Origin of the sequence: Cupriavidus sp. Agwp_2, assembly GCF_040784895.1 — a bacterium.
In the GTDB taxonomy this organism is placed as follows: domain Bacteria; phylum Pseudomonadota; class Gammaproteobacteria; order Burkholderiales; family Burkholderiaceae; genus Cupriavidus.
In genome coordinates this window covers 2,629,096-2,645,770 of sequence record NZ_CP088084.1, presented here as the reverse complement: position 1 = coordinate 2,645,770, position 16,675 = coordinate 2,629,096, and the positions used below count along the sequence as shown (strand labels likewise).

The 16,675-nt window shown below is 68.7% G+C and carries 14 protein-coding genes; 7 read left to right on the top strand and 7 right to left on the bottom strand.

The genetic code is table 11. The annotated features are described in order from the left end of the window. Positions 1 to 38: 38 nt before the first annotated feature. Both LPA45_RS29700 and LPA45_RS29695 read right to left on the bottom strand, forming a co-directional pair. Positions 39 to 788 (bottom strand): SDR family NAD(P)-dependent oxidoreductase, encoded by a 750-nt coding sequence (locus tag LPA45_RS29700; protein ID WP_116321926.1) that lies wholly within the window; start codon positions 786 to 788, stop codon positions 39 to 41. 41 nt (positions 789 to 829) lie between these two features. After that, positions 830 to 1,765, bottom strand: coding sequence for a dioxygenase (locus LPA45_RS29695; RefSeq protein ID WP_116321927.1), 936 nt, complete (start codon positions 1,763 to 1,765; stop codon positions 830 to 832). Positions 1,766 to 2,224: 459 nt separating this feature from the next. Here LPA45_RS29695 and cqsA point away from each other — a divergent pair, with 459 nt between their 5' ends. Further along, positions 2,225 to 3,529 carry an alpha-hydroxyketone-type quorum-sensing autoinducer synthase gene (cqsA, locus tag LPA45_RS29690; protein ID WP_116321928.1) on the top strand — a complete coding sequence of 435 codons (1,305 nt, stop codon included), beginning with the start codon at positions 2,225 to 2,227 and terminating at the stop codon, positions 3,527 to 3,529. A 3-nt stretch (positions 3,530 to 3,532) separates the two neighbouring features. Further along, on the top strand, positions 3,533 to 4,870 hold the full coding sequence (locus LPA45_RS29685) for a sensor histidine kinase (RefSeq protein WP_233528285.1): 1,338 nt from the start codon (positions 3,533 to 3,535) through the stop codon (positions 4,868 to 4,870). 19 nt (positions 4,871 to 4,889) lie between these two features. On the opposite strand, the gene LPA45_RS29680 is transcribed toward LPA45_RS29685, so the two are convergent. Then, a complete protein-coding gene (locus LPA45_RS29680; RefSeq protein WP_116321929.1) occupies positions 4,890 to 5,483 on the bottom strand; it encodes a uracil-DNA glycosylase family protein in 594 nt (197 codons plus the stop codon). Between the two features lie 68 nt (positions 5,484 to 5,551). Then, positions 5,552 to 6,385: an IclR family transcriptional regulator gene (locus LPA45_RS29675; protein ID WP_376790684.1), complete on the bottom strand. Its 834-nt coding sequence runs from the start codon at positions 6,383 to 6,385 to the stop codon at positions 5,552 to 5,554. Positions 6,386 to 6,588: 203 nt separating this feature from the next. On the opposite strand from LPA45_RS29675, the gene LPA45_RS29670 reads away from it, so the two are divergent. Then, positions 6,589 to 8,247, top strand: coding sequence for a GMC family oxidoreductase (locus tag LPA45_RS29670; RefSeq protein WP_116321931.1), 1,659 nt, complete (start codon positions 6,589 to 6,591; stop codon positions 8,245 to 8,247). 116 nt (positions 8,248 to 8,363) lie between these two features. Then, positions 8,364 to 9,680 (top strand): MFS transporter, encoded by a 1,317-nt coding sequence (locus tag LPA45_RS29665; RefSeq protein ID WP_317922397.1) that lies wholly within the window; start codon positions 8,364 to 8,366, stop codon positions 9,678 to 9,680. A gap of 25 nt (positions 9,681 to 9,705) precedes the next feature. On the opposite strand, the gene LPA45_RS29660 is transcribed toward LPA45_RS29665, so the two are convergent. The 3 genes from LPA45_RS29660 to LPA45_RS29650 all read right to left on the bottom strand — a co-directional run bounded on the left by LPA45_RS29660 (position 9,706) and on the right by LPA45_RS29650 (position 12,480). Further along, positions 9,706 to 10,845: a DSD1 family PLP-dependent enzyme gene (locus LPA45_RS29660; RefSeq protein WP_116321933.1), complete on the bottom strand. Its 1,140-nt coding sequence runs from the start codon at positions 10,843 to 10,845 to the stop codon at positions 9,706 to 9,708. Between the two features lie 90 nt (positions 10,846 to 10,935). Beyond that, positions 10,936 to 11,682 carry a BON domain-containing protein gene (locus LPA45_RS29655; protein ID WP_116321934.1) on the bottom strand — a complete coding sequence of 249 codons (747 nt, stop codon included), beginning with the start codon at positions 11,680 to 11,682 and terminating at the stop codon, positions 10,936 to 10,938. A gap of 138 nt (positions 11,683 to 11,820) precedes the next feature. After that, entirely contained in the window at positions 11,821 to 12,480 is a 660-nt protein-coding gene (locus tag LPA45_RS29650; protein ID WP_317922395.1) for an alpha/beta hydrolase, read from the bottom strand. Between the two features lie 474 nt (positions 12,481 to 12,954). Between LPA45_RS29650 and LPA45_RS29645 the strand changes: the two genes are divergently transcribed. The 3 genes from LPA45_RS29645 to LPA45_RS29635 all read left to right on the top strand — a co-directional run bounded on the left by LPA45_RS29645 (position 12,955) and on the right by LPA45_RS29635 (position 16,599). Next, positions 12,955 to 15,414: a DUF3772 domain-containing protein gene (locus tag LPA45_RS29645; protein WP_317922394.1), complete on the top strand. Its 2,460-nt coding sequence runs from the start codon at positions 12,955 to 12,957 to the stop codon at positions 15,412 to 15,414. Positions 15,415 to 15,656: 242 nt separating this feature from the next. Then, a complete protein-coding gene (locus LPA45_RS29640; protein ID WP_317922393.1) occupies positions 15,657 to 16,013 on the top strand; it encodes a mechanosensitive ion channel protein MscS in 357 nt (118 codons plus the stop codon). A gap of 1 nt (position 16,014) precedes the next feature. After that, positions 16,015 to 16,599, top strand: coding sequence for an SAM-dependent methyltransferase (locus LPA45_RS29635; RefSeq protein ID WP_116319605.1), 585 nt, complete (start codon positions 16,015 to 16,017; stop codon positions 16,597 to 16,599). Positions 16,600 to 16,675: the final 76 nt, after the last annotated feature.

The following is a 16,675-nucleotide window of genomic DNA, read 5'->3' as shown; positions in this document are numbered from 1 at the left end:
TTGGTTAAGAACAAGAGGAAAAGGAGCGCGGCGCGGGGCTAGCCGAGCTGCCGGCCGCCGTCGACGACGATGGTGGTGCCGGTGGCAAAGCGCAGCGAAGTCGCGCACGCGGCGATGGCGTCGGCCACGTCCTGCGCCTGGCCGATGCGCTGCAGCGGCGTCGTCCTGGCGGCGCGCTCGTTGAAGCTGCTGTCGCGGCCGGGCACGAAGGCGCTGTCGACCACGCCGGGCGAGACGTTCAGCACGCGGATCTGCGGCGCCAGTGCGCGCCCGAGCGACATCGCCATGACGTCGAGCCCGGCCTTGGCCGCGCAGTACGCCACGTTGCTGCCCTGCCCGTTTCTACCCGCGATGGAGCCGACATTGACCACCAGACCGTCGCCGCTGGCGCGCAGGTGCGGCGCGAAGGCGCGGATTGCGGCGAACTGGCCGCGCCAGTTGATGGCGAAGAGTTCATCGATCAGCGCGTCGTCGAGTGCGTCGAGGTCGGCGTGCGGGATCGCCCGCGTAAAGCCGGCGGTATTGACCAGCATGTCGACGCGGCCGTAATGGCAGATGACTTCGTCGGCCAGCGCGCGCAGCGAGGCGCTGTCGGCGACTTCCGCGACGGCGGCAAGATGGTTGCCGGCCGGCAGCGCGGCCGCGGCGCTCGCCGCCTTGTCGGCGTCGCGGCCGGTCAAAACGATGCTCGCGCCGAGGCGGGCCAGCGTTTCACCGGCGGCAAAGCCGATGCTGCCGGTGCCGCCGAGGATCACGGCAACCTTGCCGGAAAGAGGAGATGCGCTCATGTTCGGAGTTGGAATTTGCGTAAAAGGAATTCGGCCAGTGTTCAGTCGATCGGCGGCTTGGGAAAGGTCTGCTGCCCCGGTTCCAGCGTGAAGTCGAAGTCCAGCGTGTAGAACGGCGCCGGCACGTCGCCCCACGGGCTGCGGCCCTGCTCGTGCAGTTGCAGCGTGCCGACCAGTTGCCGGTGCACGCCAAAGGTGACGTCCGAGGCCAGCTTGTCGGCCTCGTCGGCAAACACCTGCGTCACCAGCGTCCGGTATCCCGGCGCCGCGACGATGAAATGGATATGCGCCGGCCGGTACGGATGGCGCTGCTGCGCGGCCAGCAAGGCGCCGACCGGGCCATCGGTCGGGACGGGGTAGCCCGCCGGGCGCACCGTGCGGAAGTGGTAGCCACCGTCCGCATCGGTATGGAAGCACCCGCGCAGGTTGCGGTCGGGCTGGGTCGGATCCTGGTTGTCGTACAGGCCGACCGGCGAGGCCTGCCACACCTCCACCAGCGCGCCGGCCAGCGGCGTGCCGTCGGTGCCGCGCACGGTGCCGCTGACCAGCAGCGGCAGGCCGGGCGCGTCGTCCTGCACCACGCAGTCGCCGCAGGCATAGCGCGGCGCATTGGCGCGGTAGAACGGGCCGAGCAAGGCACCGGGCGTGCGGCCGTCGCGGGTGCTGTTGTTCATCACCGTCACCAGCGTCGACAGGCCCAGCACATCCGCCGCTAGCACGACTTCGTTGTGCTTGGCATGGGTCGCGTGGCCAAGGCTGGCGAGCCAGCCCAGCGCAAACTCGAACTCTTCGTCGGTCAGGCGCACCTCCCGCAGGAAGCCGTGCAGGTGCCGGACCAGCGCATCCATGACCAGGTGCAGGCGCGGGTTGGCGGTGTCCGCCATCGCGGCCTGGACGATGCCGGTGACCGAATGTTCGTCGTCTATCAGCGTGGGGCGCGGGGCCGGCGATACCGGCCGCGCGATCGATGTTTCCATGTCATGCCTCCTTTGCAAACGTTTGCAGTATTATCGGCGGCCGGCGCGGCAGGTCAAGGTGAAAGTTCGGACCAGCAGCCGCCCGATGCGCCACTCCCCGTCCGAAATCGCAATCAAAACAAGCCGCTAAGCCACGTATTCGGGACAAACCCTAGGCCGTCTCCGCCCACGCGGAGGGTGGCAAATGGCGTTCTGATTACCTATATATGCCTCAACAGGCACTAATTGGCGGCACCTGACATGCCGGCGAGCGCTGGCCGCGCCACAATGCATCCGCGGCGTGGCCCTTTGCGCTCACACAAGCGTTGAACTGGTGGAAGCCCGGTCACAATCGACACCCCGGACTTGGCACAGTGATCGCTACCGTGCGGACGCCCCGACTTGCCTGCCATGCCCAGGGACCTGGCAATGCTGCCAGCGATCCCCCCATCGACCCGCCTTACTACGCAAGGAAAACCGATGTTCTCCGCCGCCCAGCGTCCGCAGCCGACGCCCTCCGTTCCCTGCTTCCCCCGCAGCGTGGCCACGCCGCCGCTGCCGCAGTGGATCGCAGCCCGCATGTCTGAGCACTTCGATGCCCGGCTGGGCCAGCTCTGGGGCGGCGACCACCTCTTGCACGGGCGCAAGCCGGGGCCCGACGCGCTGCACCTGAGCAGCAACGACTACCTGTGCCTGCTGGGCGAGCGGCCATTGCTGGAAACGCAGGCCCGTGCCCTGCTGGACGAGCAGCCCGAACTGCTGATGTCGTCAGTGTTCCAGTACGGCGAGACGCCGCAGCGCCACGTCGAACGCAAGCTGGCCAACCTGATGCAGGCCGAGGACGGGCTGATCGCCCAGTCGGGCTGGGCCGCCAATGTCGGTCTGGTGCAATGCATCGCCGGGCCGGGCGTGCCGGTCTACATCGACATGAACGGCCACGCCTCGCTGTGGGAAGGCATTACCGCGGCAGGCGCGCAGGCCGTGCCGATCCGCCACAACGACGTGGCCCATGCGCGCCGCCAGGCCGAACGCTTCGGCCCCGGCGTGATCATGGTCGACGCGGTCTACTCGACCACCGGCAGCGTGGCGCCGCTGGAGCAATATGTCGCGGTGGCGGAGGCGTCGGGGTCGGTGCTGGTCGTGGATGAGTCGCACTCGCTCGGCACCCATGGGCCGTCGGGCGGCGGGCTGGTGCCGGCGCTGGGGCTGTCGGAGCGGGTGCATTTCCGCACCGCGTCGCTGGCCAAGGCTTTTGCCGGACGCGCGGGCTTCGTCACCTGCTCCAGCAGGTTCAAGGACTTCTTCGCGGTCGAGTCGCGGCCGGCCATCTTCAGTTCGGGGCTGCTGCGCCACGAGATTGCGTGGTTCGACGCCGCCATCGATTTCATCGCGGCGGCGGACCACCGGCGCGAACAACTGCATGCGATCACCCGCGAAACCCGCGAAGCGATCAGTGCGCTCGGCTACAACATCAGCGACGGCTCCGAGCAGATCATCGGGCTGGAGGCCGGCACCGAGCCGCAGGTGATGGTCCTGCGCAACGCGCTGCAGCGGCGCGGCATCTTCGGCGCGGTATTCTGCTCGCCGGCAACCCCCAAGAATCGGGCATTGATGCGACTTACCCTGCATGCGAAACTTAGCGCCGGTGAAATCGACCGGCTGGTAAGCGTCCTCGCCAGTATCCGCGACGAGGTACGTCTGGAAGAATGGTCATCGACGCGCCGCAGCCGGCGCAAATCCCTCAATCCCAAAGAGGAGCTCGCCGCAAGCTCCCGCGAGGAGTAGCCGTTGGAGATGGAAGCAGAGTTGGCCGACACAGGTGGCCGCAAGCGCCGCACCGGCCTTTCCGGTCTTTCCGGCCTTTCCGGGCTTGCGCGCCGGGCCTGGCAGGCGGTGTTCGATACCGCGGCGCGGGCCATCCTGCTTGACGAGGAAAGCGTCATCCGCCTGCGGCGGATCCAGATGGTGGGCGCGCTGGGGGTGATCGGGCATCCGCTCTACTACCTGATCTGGTCCTACGTGTTCCCGCAGCCCTACGAAAACCTGTGGCTGCGGCTGGTCTGCACCGCGCTGTTCGTGCCGCTGCTCTTCGCCAGCGCGTTCTCGCACCAGCGCTGGCTGCCGCCCTACGCGCTGTTTGCGATCACGGTGGGGATGCCGTTCGCTTTCATCTTCCTGTACCTGGAGAACGGCGGCTCGATGGCCTGGGCCGAGTCGGTCATCATTGCCGTGGTGATCCTCTACCACTTCAATACGGCGTTCGCGACCATCTCGCTGCTGTCCGGCGCGGCGGCGGCGGTCGCGCTGTTCGTGCTGGCCGGCAATTCCATGGGCGGGATCCCGTGGGAGCCGGTGCTGCTGCAGCTGCCGATCATCGGCTTCGTGATCTCGGTGCTGGTGGTGATCAAGCTCGACCGCCAGCTGCTGATCGAACAGAAGCGGCGCGGCATGGCGGCGGCGCTGGCCACCGTCGCGCATGAGCTGCGTACGCCGCTGACGAGCCTGAGCATCAGCGCGAGCGGGCTCAAGGCGCGGCTGCCGGCCGCGCTGGACCAGGACGCGCCGCGCCGCGAGGGGCTGATGCAGGCGGTCGCGCGCATGGAGTCCGACATCGCGCATATCAGCAACAGCATCGAACTGCTGGTCGCCAACTCCAAGAACCCGGAAAAGGCCACGCGCGAGCTGTTCGAGCTGGGCGGCGTGATCCGCGACACCATCGCCCGCTTTCCGTTCGATGAGCCGGGCCGCGACATCGTCACGATCGATGTGCCCGGGTCGGTGCGCGTGCTCGGCAACGCGCAGCTGTTCGGGCTGGTCATGACCAACCTGCTGAAGAACGCGCTCGAAGCGATCAAGCGCGCCGGCAAGGGCGATATCCAGATCCGCTGCGAGGTCCGGCCGGACGGGGTGCATGTCGCCTTCCGCGACACCGCGACCGGGGTGCCGCCACAGGTGCTGGCGCGCATGTTCCAGCCCTTCTTCTCCTACCCGGCACACCGCGGCACCGGCATCGGGCTGGCCTTCTGCCAGAACGTGCTGACCAGCTGGGGCGCCGGCATCAGCTGCCGTTCCGTCGAACACGAATTCACCGAGTTCGATATCCGCTTCCCGCACAAGGACCACTGAGAAGGACCACTGAGCGGCATCAGCCGGACAGCGCCAGCGCCACCTGTTGCCGCAGCAGCGGCAGCACGTCGGTATCGAACCATGGGTGGCGCCGCAGCCAGAAGCGGTTGCGCGGGCTGGGGTGCGGCAGCGGGAAGAAGCGCGGCAGGTACCCGGCGCATGCGGCCACGGTATCAGCCAGCGTTGCCCCGGCCCGGCTGCCGAGGTAGCAGGCCTGTGCGTGGCGGCCGATCAGCAGCGTCAGGCGGATGTCGGGCATGGACGCCAGCAGCGGCGCATGCCACAGCGGCGCGCATTCGCGCCGCGGCGGCAGGTCGCCACTCGCACCCTTGCCCGGATAACACAGCCCCATCGGCACGATCGCCACCTTGCCGGCGTCATAAAACTGCTCCGGCGTCAGCTGCAGCCAGCTGCGCAGCAGGTCGCCGGAAGGGTCGTTCCAGGGGATGCCGGTTTCATGCACGCGCCGTCCGGGCGCCTGGCCGACGATCAGCAGGCGCGCATGGGCGCCGGCCTGCACCACCGGCCGCGGTTCGTGCGGCAAGGCGCAGGCGCGGCAGCCGGCAATGTCGGCGAGGAGCCGGTCAAGCGTGGTGGATCGGGTACGCGGCAAAATCTGCGGGCTGGGCAATGCGGGGGCTCCCAGTGTAAGCGCTTTGCCCGGCAGGGCAGGTTCGCCCGCTACCGCGCACAAAGCACCCGCGCCATCTCGTCGGCGGCGCCCTGCAGCAGCGGCACCGCCTTGAGCAAGGCCTCCATCGACACGCGCGCCGTCGGCGCATGGCAGGCGATGGCTGCCACTACCTGACGTTGCCCCGGCTTCGATGGCTCCGGCCCCGGCTCCCGTACCGGCACCGCCACCGCGCACATGCCGCGCACGAATTCCTCATGGTCGACGCCGATCGCGCGCGTGCCCAGCCGGTCCAGCTCCGCCTCCAGCGACGCCAGGTCCGACAAGGTCCGCGGCGTGTTGCGCGTCAGCGCCAGGCGCGCCAGCATCTGGCGCCGCTCCAGCCGGTTCATCGCTGCCAGGAACAGCTTGCCGCTGGCGGTGCAGTGCAGCGGCACGTGGATACCCGGCGACAGCTGCAGCCGCAGGGGCTCGTGCGTCTCGACGCGCTCCACGTAGAGCACGCGGTCGCCGTCCAGCGCGGTGAGGTTGCAGGTCTCGCCCAGGTTCGCCACCAGGCGGGCCAGGATGGCCCGGCACTCGCGCAGCACCGGCGGGCTGCGCAGCGTCTGCAGCGCCAGCGCGCTGGCGCCGGGCCCGGGCACGAAGCCGCGCTCGGCCGGCATCCTGACCACGAAGCCGGCGCGCTCCATCGCGGCCAGCAGCCGCATCAGCGTTGCCTTGGGTACGTGCAGGCGCTGCGACAACTGCGACAGGGTCTGCGGATGCTGGGCGCGGGCCAGGCTTGCCAGCACCGTCAGCGCGCGCAGGCTGCGGGCATCGTCCTCGCCGGCAGCAGCCGCGCCCGCGTCAGTGGCCAGGTTTGTGGCCAGGTTTGTACCCAGCGCGCCGCCGGCGGCCTCTGCTGCACTGCGATTCTGAAACGGGATTGACACGTTCTGTTTCACAACCGGCGTCTCCTCGCGATTGGGCTTTCCATTCCACGTTTGAAAAATAAAATCCGGAACAGAACGTTTCAGATTATAGATCGAAGCCGGCTACAGATCCCTACAGATCAGTTCGCCGGCCATCAAAGGAGACAGCGACGATGTCGCAAAGCGTTGACTACATCGTGGTAGGCGCCGGCTCGGCCGGCTGCGTGCTGGCCAACCGGCTCAGCGAAGACGGCCGCCACTCGGTCTGCCTGCTCGAGGCCGGCCCGCCGGACCGCTACCCGTGGATCCATATCCCGATCGGCTACGGCAAGACCATGTTCCACAAGGAAGTGAACTGGGGCTTCTATACCGATCCCGACCCCAACATGATGAACCGCCGCATCTACTGGCCGCGCGGCCGCACGCTGGGCGGCAGCAGCGCCATCAACGGCCTGATCTACGTGCGCGGCCAGCGCCAGGACTACGACCACTGGGCCGGACTGGGCAACCCCGGCTGGGAATGGGACGCCTGCCTGCCCTACTTCCGCAAGCTGGAGAACAACGACCTCGGCGCCGGCCCGACGCGCGGCACCGCGGGCCCGCTGAACGCCACTTCGATCGACCGTCGGCACCCGCTGGTGGATGCCTTCATCGACGCCGGGCAGGCGCTGGGCCTGCCGCGCAAGACCGATTTCAACGACGGCGACCAGGAGGGCGCGGGCTACTACCAGCTCACCACGCGCAACGGCTGGCGCTGTTCCACCGCGGTGGCCTACCTGCGGCCGGCGCGCACGCGCCACAACCTGCGCGTCGAGACCGATGCCCACACCACCGCGGTGCTGTTCGAGGGCAAGCGCGCCGTGGGCGTGCGCTACGTCAAGGACGGCCAGCCCTATATCCTGCGGGCGCGCCGCGAGGTGATCCTGTGCGCCGGCGCGCTGCAGTCGCCGCAGTTGCTGCAACTGTCCGGCATCGGCCCCGCCCCGCTGCTGCAGGAGATGGGCGTGCCGGTGGTGCAGGCGCTGCCGGGCGTCGGCGAGAACCTGCAGGATCACCTGCAGATCCGCCTGATCTACGAAGTGGCGCAGCCGATCACCACCAACGACCAGTTGCGCTCGCTGACGGGCAAGGCGCGCATGGGGCTGGAATGGCTGCTGATGCGCAGGGGGCCGCTGGCGATCGGCATCAACCAGGGCGCCATGTTCTGCCGCGCGTTGCCGGAAAGCGCCACGCCCGATACGCAATTCCACTTCGCCACCCTGTCCGCGGACATGGCCGGCGGCAACGTGCATCCGTTCTCGGGCTGCACCTATTCGGTCTGCCAGCTGCGGCCGGAATCGCGCGGCACGGTACGCATCCGCAGCACCGATCCGTTCGAGCCGCCCTCGATGCAGCCCAACTACCTGTCCGCCGAGCTGGACCGGCGCTGCACCGTCGCCGCGGTCCGCTACGCGCGCCGCGTGGCGCAGGCCGAACCGATGCGCGCGCTGATGCGGCGCGAGTTCCGCCCCGGCGACGCGGTACAGAGCGACGACGAGATCCTGCACTTCTGCCGCGAGTACGGCGCCACCATCTTCCATCCTTCCGGCACCGCAAAAATGGGGCCGGCGCACGACCCGCTCGCCGTGGTCGACGCGCGCCTGCGCGTGCATGGCGTGGGCGGGCTGCGCGTGGTCGACTGCTCGGTGATGCCGACGCTGGTGTCGGGCAATACCAACGTGCCGGTGGTGATGATGGCGGAGCGTGCCGCCGACTTTATCCGCGAGGATGCGCGCCGCGAGCCGCTGTCGGCGGAAATAGCCGAGCGCGCGCCCATGGCGGCGGTCGCCTGATCTTTCAGCAAGCGCCACGGCCAGGCGCTGACAACGACAAAGGCCGGCCCTGCAGTGCACGCGGCGTCCAATACGACGATTAAAGCGGACGCCTCCCACCACCAGAGGAGACAGCAATGACAAGCCCCAATGAACAGGCGGTGCGCAAGGTAGCACTGGCGTCGGTGATCGGCGCCACCATCGAATGGTATGACTTCTTCCTGTACGGCGTGGTCGCCGGCCTGGTCTTCAACAAGCTGTATTTTCCCGGCGAGGACCCGCTGGTCGCGACCATGCTGGCCTACACCACTTTTGCGGTCGGCTTTGTCACGCGGCCGCTGGGCGGCGTGATCTTCGGCCACTTCGGCGACAAGGTCGGGCGCAAGAGCATGCTGGTGATCACGCTGATGATCATGGGCGTGTCGACCTTCCTGATCGGGCTGGTGCCTACCTATGAAAGCATCGGAATCGCCGCGCCGATCCTGCTGTTGCTGCTGCGCGTGCTGCAAGGCATCGGCCTGGGCGGCGAATGGGGCGGCGCGGTGCTGATGGCATACGAATACGCACCGCCGGAGCGGCGCGGCTTCTACGCCTCGCTGCCGCAGATCGGGCTGGCGATCGGGCTGTGCCTGGCCTCGGGCGTGGTGGCGCTGCTGTCGCTGACGCTGACCGATGCGCAGTTCCTGTCGTGGGGCTGGCGCGTTGCCTTCCTGATCTCGGCGGGGATGGTGTTCGTCGGCATGTATATCCGCCTGAACGTGAAGGAGACGCCCGAGTTCGCACGCATCAAGCAGCGCAATGCGGAAACGCGCATCCCCTTCGTCGACATGATGCGCCGCTACCCCGGCAATATCCTCAAGGGCATGGGCGCGCGTTACATCGACGGGGTGTTCTTCAATATCTTCGGCGTCTTTTCGATCAGCTACCTGACGCAGACCGTCAACATCAGCCGCACCGAAGCGCTGGTGGGCGTGATGGCCGCCGCCATCGCGATGTGTTTCTTCATCCCGTTCTTCGGCCACCTGTCCGACCGCATCGGCCGCACCCGCGTGTATTTCTGGGGCTCGCTGGTCACGGCGCTGTCGGCGTTCCCCGCGTTCTGGCTGATGCTCAACAGCGGGCAGAGCATGATGCTGCTGTGGCTGTCGATCGTGGTGCCGTTCGGCATCTTCTACGCCGCAGTGTATGGGCCCGAAGCGGCGCTGTTCTGCGAGCTGTTCGATGCGCGCGTGCGCTACACCGGCATCTCCTTCGTCTACCAGTTCTCGGGCATCTTCGCCTCGGGCATCACGCCCATCATCGCCACCGCGCTGCTCAGGTCCGGCGGCGGCAAGCCGTGGCAAATCTGCGCCTACGTGGCATTTGCGGGGCTGGTGTCGGCGCTGTCGGTCGCGTTGATCGGGCGGCGCGCGGGCGCCGCGCCGCTGCGCGAAAGCAACGCGCCGGCGCGCTAGGCGGACACGGAGGGCCAGGTCAGCGTCATCGGCTCAGGCCGCGCGCTTCGATGGCCCATACCGCTTCCACGCGCTCGCCGCGCACGCAGGCGTAGGCATCGTGCAGGTTGACGGTGGGATCGCAATGGCCCGGCACCAGCCACAGCCGCTCGCCCAGCAGGTCATGGCTGTCGGCGTCGGCCACCTTCAGCACGCCGTGCTCGTCGTTGGCCGCCACGTACTCCAGCGCGCCGTCGGCATCGCGCGGCCAGACATGGGGCAGGCCGGAATCGACCGCCACCGATTTCAGGCCGACATCGCACACGGCCACGCCGGCGCGCGCGGCGCTCATCACGGTCGATGCCACGAACAGGGAATGCAGCGGCCGCAGCGCGCCTTCCCAGTCGAGGGAGCCGTAGTGGCCGTCGAGAAACAGGTACGAGCCCGGCTGGATTTCGGTGTAGACGCCGCTTTCCAGGTCGAACTCGGCGGTGCCGGTGCCGCCTCCGGTCACCACGGGGCAGCGCAGCCCGCGCCGTTCCAGCGCGCGCACGTAGCCGGCGGTGGCCTCGGCGGCGCGCTGCGCGGCCTCGCGCCGCTGGGCCCATGCCTCGATATGCTGGATGCCACCGTGATAACCCTGCACGCCGACGAAATCCAGCGCGGCTTCGGCATCGATCGCGTCGATCAGCGCCAGCAGGGCGTCATCGGTGGCCACGCCGCAGCGGCCCTGCCCCACGTCCACCTCCGGCAACACCGCTATGCGCACGCCGGCGCGCGCCGCGGCGGCGCCGACCTGGCTGACCTGGCGCACATCGTCCACGCATATCGACAAACGCGTGTGGCGAGCCAGTTCGGCCGCCATGGCGGCCTTGTCGGCGCCGACGAACTCATTGCTCAGGTGGATGCTGCCGATGCCGGCCGCCGCAAAGGGATACGCCTCGGACAGCTTCTGGCAGCAGATGCCCACCGCGCCCGCATCGACCTGCCGCTGCGCGATCGTCACGGACTTGTGCGCCTTGGCATGCGGGCGCAGCGCAACGCCGGCGCGCTCGGCAAGTTCCGCCATGCGCGCCAGGTTGGCTTCAAAGGCATCGAGTTCGATCAGCAGCGCGGGCGTCGACAGCGCTGACAACGATTGTCCGGCCGCGGCGTGCGGCGGCCTCAGAACGCTGGCTTCATGCATGGTGTGGGGCCCGTTTGCGGCGGTGCTTGTTGTGGGCCCTCACGATAACACCGGCGTGCGCTTGCGCACAGACCGGCGTGCGCAACAACGCTAGCGGCGCGTGGCCAGCAGGCGGTAGCCGCGGCCGCAATGCTCCGACGCGGCCGCGCGGGCAGCATCAACATCGTCGAACAGTCCGGCCTGCGCGATCGACTTCACCATCACCCCCTCGCCACGGTCGGAAGCGAGGAAGCGACCGTCCCAGCCCTGCACGATGTACAGCACGTCGCCTGCCGGGGAGCCGACCGGCTGGCGCTGGCCGGTGGACTGGCCGACCCGCTGTTGGCTCCGCTGCTGGCCATCGTCGCCGGCACGCTCGCCGATTCCGCCATTGCCGCCGCGCTCGGCGCGGCTGCCCGGCCGCGCCACCTGGATGTTGTTGCGCACCTCACTGACGCCCAGCACATCCTCGGCCATTTCCTCGATGCGGACCTTGGCGTCGCGTTCCCGCACCGTGCCGGCCAGCGTGACGATGCCCGAGCCGACGTCGACCGTCACGTCCGAGACGTCGTCATCGGCATGTGCGAGCCGTTCGCACAAATCATCGCGAATGCGGGCGTCGGTGCGCTGGTAGCCCTTGGGCATGCGGCGCGAGCCCGCCTGCGTGGCCCAGCGCAAAGGGCGCGCGGGCCGCTCGTTGTCTTCATCCTCGATGCCATAGCGGGCCTCGCCATAGCCATGCGGCGAGCCGCCGGTGTTGCCGCTGCGCCAGTGGCGGGCCTCGCGGGTATCGTCGGGCTCACCATAGCCGCGGTGGCGCCAGGCTTCCCGGATTTCCGACGGTGGATAGTCTTTCATGGATTGCCTCCGATCTGACGTCCTATCCAAGTATCGGTAGCAGGAAATATGCCCTTGCGCGGTGCCAGCCGCATGGCGCCCCGGGCGGCGCCGCGGGACGCAGTTTTTACACGCTGCGCAACAACGTCATGCGCTTGGTCAAGCCGCGGCCGGACGGTCGAGGTACTGGCCGACGATGCGCACCAGCAACGGCAGCTTGCCGGTAAAGAAGTGATCGGCACCCGGGACCACCACCACCGGCAGCGCCTGCGGACGAGCCCAGTCGAACAGCGCGGACAGTTCCGCGCGCTCGTCGCGCTCGCCATGCACCACCAGGCAATCGGCGGGCACGGGCGGCGTGTCGTAGCTGCGATGGGCCTTGACCGTGCCATATGGCAGGCCGGTCAACACGAGGTGGCGGATCGGCACATCCTGCGCCGCCAGCGTGGCGGCCACCTGCGCCATCACGAACGCACCGAAGGAAAACCCCGCCAGCGCCAGCGGCAGGTCCGGGTGGAGCTCACGCAAGTGCGCCACCACGGCCAGCATGTCTTCGGTCTCGCCACGGCCCTGGTCGTGATCGCCGCCCGAGCCCGCCACGCCGCGGAAATTGGGCCGCACGCTCAGGTAGCCGCGCGCCAGCAGCGCCTTGGCCAGCTGGTGCGGCACCTTGTGCGTGGCCGAGCCGCCCAGCAGCGGGTGCGGATGCAACACCACCGCGATGCCGCGCGGCGTGCCGGCGGGACGGTCGACCAGCATTTCGATCGGCCCGGCTGCGCCGGCCAGTTGCGCCGCTTCCGTGGCTGACGGGACTCCCATGGATGCTCCTTGCAATATCGGTGCGGGCAGGCCGCGGCCCGCGAAGCCGTGATGGTAATGCGATTGTGGCGAGCATGCCGCCCGCGCCGCCGACGCGGGTGGCACCGCCGTGCGAAATTCTGGACCGTAGTGCCCTATGCGCCGCCTGTGCAGGGCATGTGACCTGAACGCTTCCGTATAATGGCCCCAACCGCGGCGGCCCCGGTAATGGGCACGCCACGATCGGTCAGCACGACCCGTGCCACGCATTGCCGGCCTGAGGCTTCGCCCCCAGGCCTTTTCTCGTGGCTGACCCAAATTCGCCGAAGCGGATGGCCTGCCTGCAGCATCCCTTCCCGTGTTCATCGCCGGTGACCCGGCCGTTCCGCAGTGGAATCGCGACGCAGCGCCATGTGGCCCTGCCCGCACCGTGCCTTGCCATTTCCATCCGCCGCCGGAGCGCCGCAAGCCGTCACCATCCGACGAGAATCCGCCATGAGCAAAGCTTCACGGCTCGCACTGGGCCTTGCGCTCGCTGCGCTATGCCACCTGATGCCGGCCACGCTGCCCGCCGTTTATGCCGCAGAAACCGCATCGGAAGCCCAGGCCGCCGAGCAAGCGCCCGCGCTGACCCACGCCGAGGCCACCGCCGAACTCAAGCGCCTGCAGACCGAGCAGGACAGCGTCAAGCAGCAGGCCTCGGACCCCGACGGCAATACCAAGCTGCACGACCTGCAAGAGACGCTGCAGCGCCTCGATACCGATGCTGACAAGCTCGGCGCCGCGCTGACGCCGCAGCGCGCCCAGCTCCAGGCGCAGCTCGATGTGCTGGGGCCGCCGCCCGCCGATGCCACCACCAAGGAAGCGCGCGCCGTGGTGAAGCAGCGTGCCGAGCTCAATGCGCGCCGCACGCAACTCGATGCCCAGATCAAGCAGGCGGCCGAAAGCAAGGAGAACATCGCCAACCTCAGCGACCAGCTGGGTCGGCTGGAGCGCGGCCACCTGAAAGACCAGCTTGCGCTGCGCTCGGAAAGCATCCTCAACCCGCAATTCTGGCAGCCGCTGTTCAGCCCGCCGCCGGAAGACCGGGTGCGCCTGGACGGGTTCCACGACCAGGTGGTGCCGATGGTGCAGCTGGCCTGGCAGCCGTCGCAGCGCGCGGCCACGGTGGCGCTGCTGCTGCTCGCGCTGGCGGTGTGGACCCTGGGCCGGCGCCTGGCCGAGCGCGCGCTGGCGTGGTTCTGCCTGACCCGGCTGCCCGAGACGCGCCTGCGCCGCAGCGCGCTGGCGCTGGCGACCACGATGGCGACGGTCTGCACCACGGGGCTGGCGGTGCAGCTCGTCTACCATGCCTTCGCGCGCAACTATGAACTGCCGCCTGACCTGATGGCGCTCTATGCGCAGCTGGTCAAGCTGACGCTGACCAGCGCACTGATCGTCGGGCTGGGGCGCGCGTTGCTGTGCACGCGGCATCCCAGCTGGCGCCTGCCCGCGCTGGCCGATCCGGTGGCGCTGGCGATGAAACCCTTCCCCGCCGTGCTGGCGGGCCTGCTGCTGCTGGCCGGCACGCTGGAGCAGATCAACCGCATCGCCGACACCAGCGTGCAGGTCACGCTGCTGGGCCGCGGGCTGGTGTCGCTGGTGGTGGTGCTGACCATCGGCGCGGCGCTGCTGCGCGCCAACCGCGTGCGCAACGAACTCGCCGCCGCGGGCGAACGCCCGGAGGCGCGCGCCACGCTGGCCGGCATGATCCACGCCGCCGTGACTGTGCTGGTGATCGTGTCGATGATCGCGCTGCTGGCCGGCTACATCAGCTTCGCGCGCTTCCTGACCTATGAACTGGTCTGGTTCGACATCGTGCTGTGCAGCCTGTACCTGCTGACGCAGGTCACGCGCGACGTGTGCGAAGCCGTGCTGTCGACCAACCACGCCAGCGGCCGCGTCATCAAGCAGCTGTTCGGCGTCGACGATTCGCACCTGGAGCAGGCCTCGACCATCCTGTCGGGCATCGGCGCCAGCGCGCTGCTGCTGGTGGCGGTGGTGGCGCTGCTGACCGGCGGTTTCGGCACCACGCCGGCGGACCTGCTCAACAGCCTGCTGACAGTCCTGGGCGGCGACAAGCTGCGCAGCCTGAACATCATGCCGGACCGCATCCTGAATGCGGTGCTGGCGCTCGGCGTGGGCATCTGGCTGCTGCGTTCGGTGCGGCGCTGGCTCGACGCCGAGCTGCTGCCCAAGGTGTGCAAGGAGCCGGGGCTGCGCGCGTCGCTGATCACGCTGTTCAGCAATGTCGGCTACGTGCTGCTGGTGCTGCTGACGCTGTCGCTGCTGGGCGTGCGCTGGGACAACCTGGCGTGGATCGTCAGCGCGCTGTCGGTGGGTATCGGCTTTGGCCTGCAGGAGATCGTGAAGAACTTCGTCTCGGGCCTGATCCTGCTGACCGAGCGCCCGGTCAAGGTCGGCGACATGGTCAGCCTGGCCGGCGTGGAGGGCGACATCCGCCGCATCAACGTGCGCGCCACCGAGATCCAGCTGGGCGACCGCTCTACCGTGATCGTGCCCAACTCGCAGCTGATCTCGCAGAACGTGCGCAACGTGACCATGAGCAACAGCACGCAGGGCGTGGCGTCGCTGCAGCTGACCTTCCCGCTCAATACCGATCCGGAACAACTGCGCGACCTGCTGCTCGATATCTACAAGGAAAACGAGTCGATCCTGGACGTGCCGGCGCCGTCGGTCATGTTCAGCCAGCTCGCGCCCAACGGCATCACGCTGTCGGTGACGGGCTACGTCGGCAGCCCGCGCATCGCCGCGACCACGCGCAGCGACCTGCTGTTCGAGATCCTCAAGCGGCTGCGCGCCGAGGACATCGCGCTGACCGAACCGCAATCGCTGCGGCTGGAGAACCTGCCGGCGTTCGGCGAAGCGCAGCAGCGCGCGTACGCGGCGGGGTAAGTCCGCCGGCCGGTCCGCCCGCAGGTCCGCCCGCCTGCGCAAGGCCGGGCGGGCTGGCCCAAACCCTCGGGGGCGATTTCGGACAGGGCGCGTGACAGGGGCCGTATTACGGCCTGTTAAAAAGCGGCCCCTGAAAAAAGCCCCGTTACAAAGCTAACAAGTCGGCCTCCGCGGCGAAACACCTTAGTGGGCAGTTTGCGTCCATCATTCAGGGACACAAGCTGCATCACAAGGAGTCCGACATGCGCCCCTCCACCCGAATCGTCGCCGCGGCCGCCCTGACCGTGGCCCTGGTAGCCGCCGGCCCCGCGTCCGCGCGCGGCCGCCATCACGGCGGCGGGTCGAATGCCGGCGCGGTGCTCGCCGTCGGCGCCCTGGTCGGCCTGGCCTTCGGCGCCGCCCTGGCCTCGGCGCCGGTGGTGGCCGCACCGGTGGCGGTGGCGCCGCCGCCCGTCACCTATGCCCCCGCGCCAGTCTCGTACGCGGCGCCGGCGGCGCCACCGGGCTATTGCTACAGCGACTATGACCGCGCCTACGTGCCGTGCGGCCCGCAGCCGTCCGGCTATTACCAGCAGCAACAACCGTACTACGGCTACTAGCATGCCAGTCGACCGCGACTACTTCAGCCGGCTGTATGGCCGGCACGACGACCCCTGGGGCATCGGCACGCGCTGGTACGAGGCACGCAAGCGCGCGCTGCTGATGGCCATGCTGCCGCGCGAACGCTTCTCGCGTGCGTTCGAGCCGGGCTGCGGCGGCGGGCATCTTACCGTCGAGCTGGCGCCGCGCTGCGACGCGCTGGTGGCCATGGAACTGGCCGACAGCGCGGCCGAACAGGCGCGGCAGCGGGCGGCGGAGTTTGCGCACGTGCAGGTGCTGACGGGCGAACTGCCGCAGCAATGGCCGGAAGGAACGTTTGACCTGATCGTCTTTTCCGAGCTGGGGTACTACTTCCCCAAGTCCGACTGGAACGATGTCGCAGCGCGGGCGGCGGGCGCGCTGGCCGAAGACGGCATCATCGTCGCCTGCCATTTCCGGCACCTGTTCGCCGAGCAGCAGATCACGGCGCAGGCGGTGCATGATGCGATCGATGCGCAGCACGGGCTGTACCGGCATATCCATCACCAGGAGCCGGATTTCACGCTGGACCTGTGGTCACGTCAGTTGGAGATGCGGCTGGCTTGAGGGGATGGCGCAAGGACGAAAAACGCCGCATGCGGTAAAGCATGCGGCGTTTTTTTACTTGAAGGTGTTGGCGAGC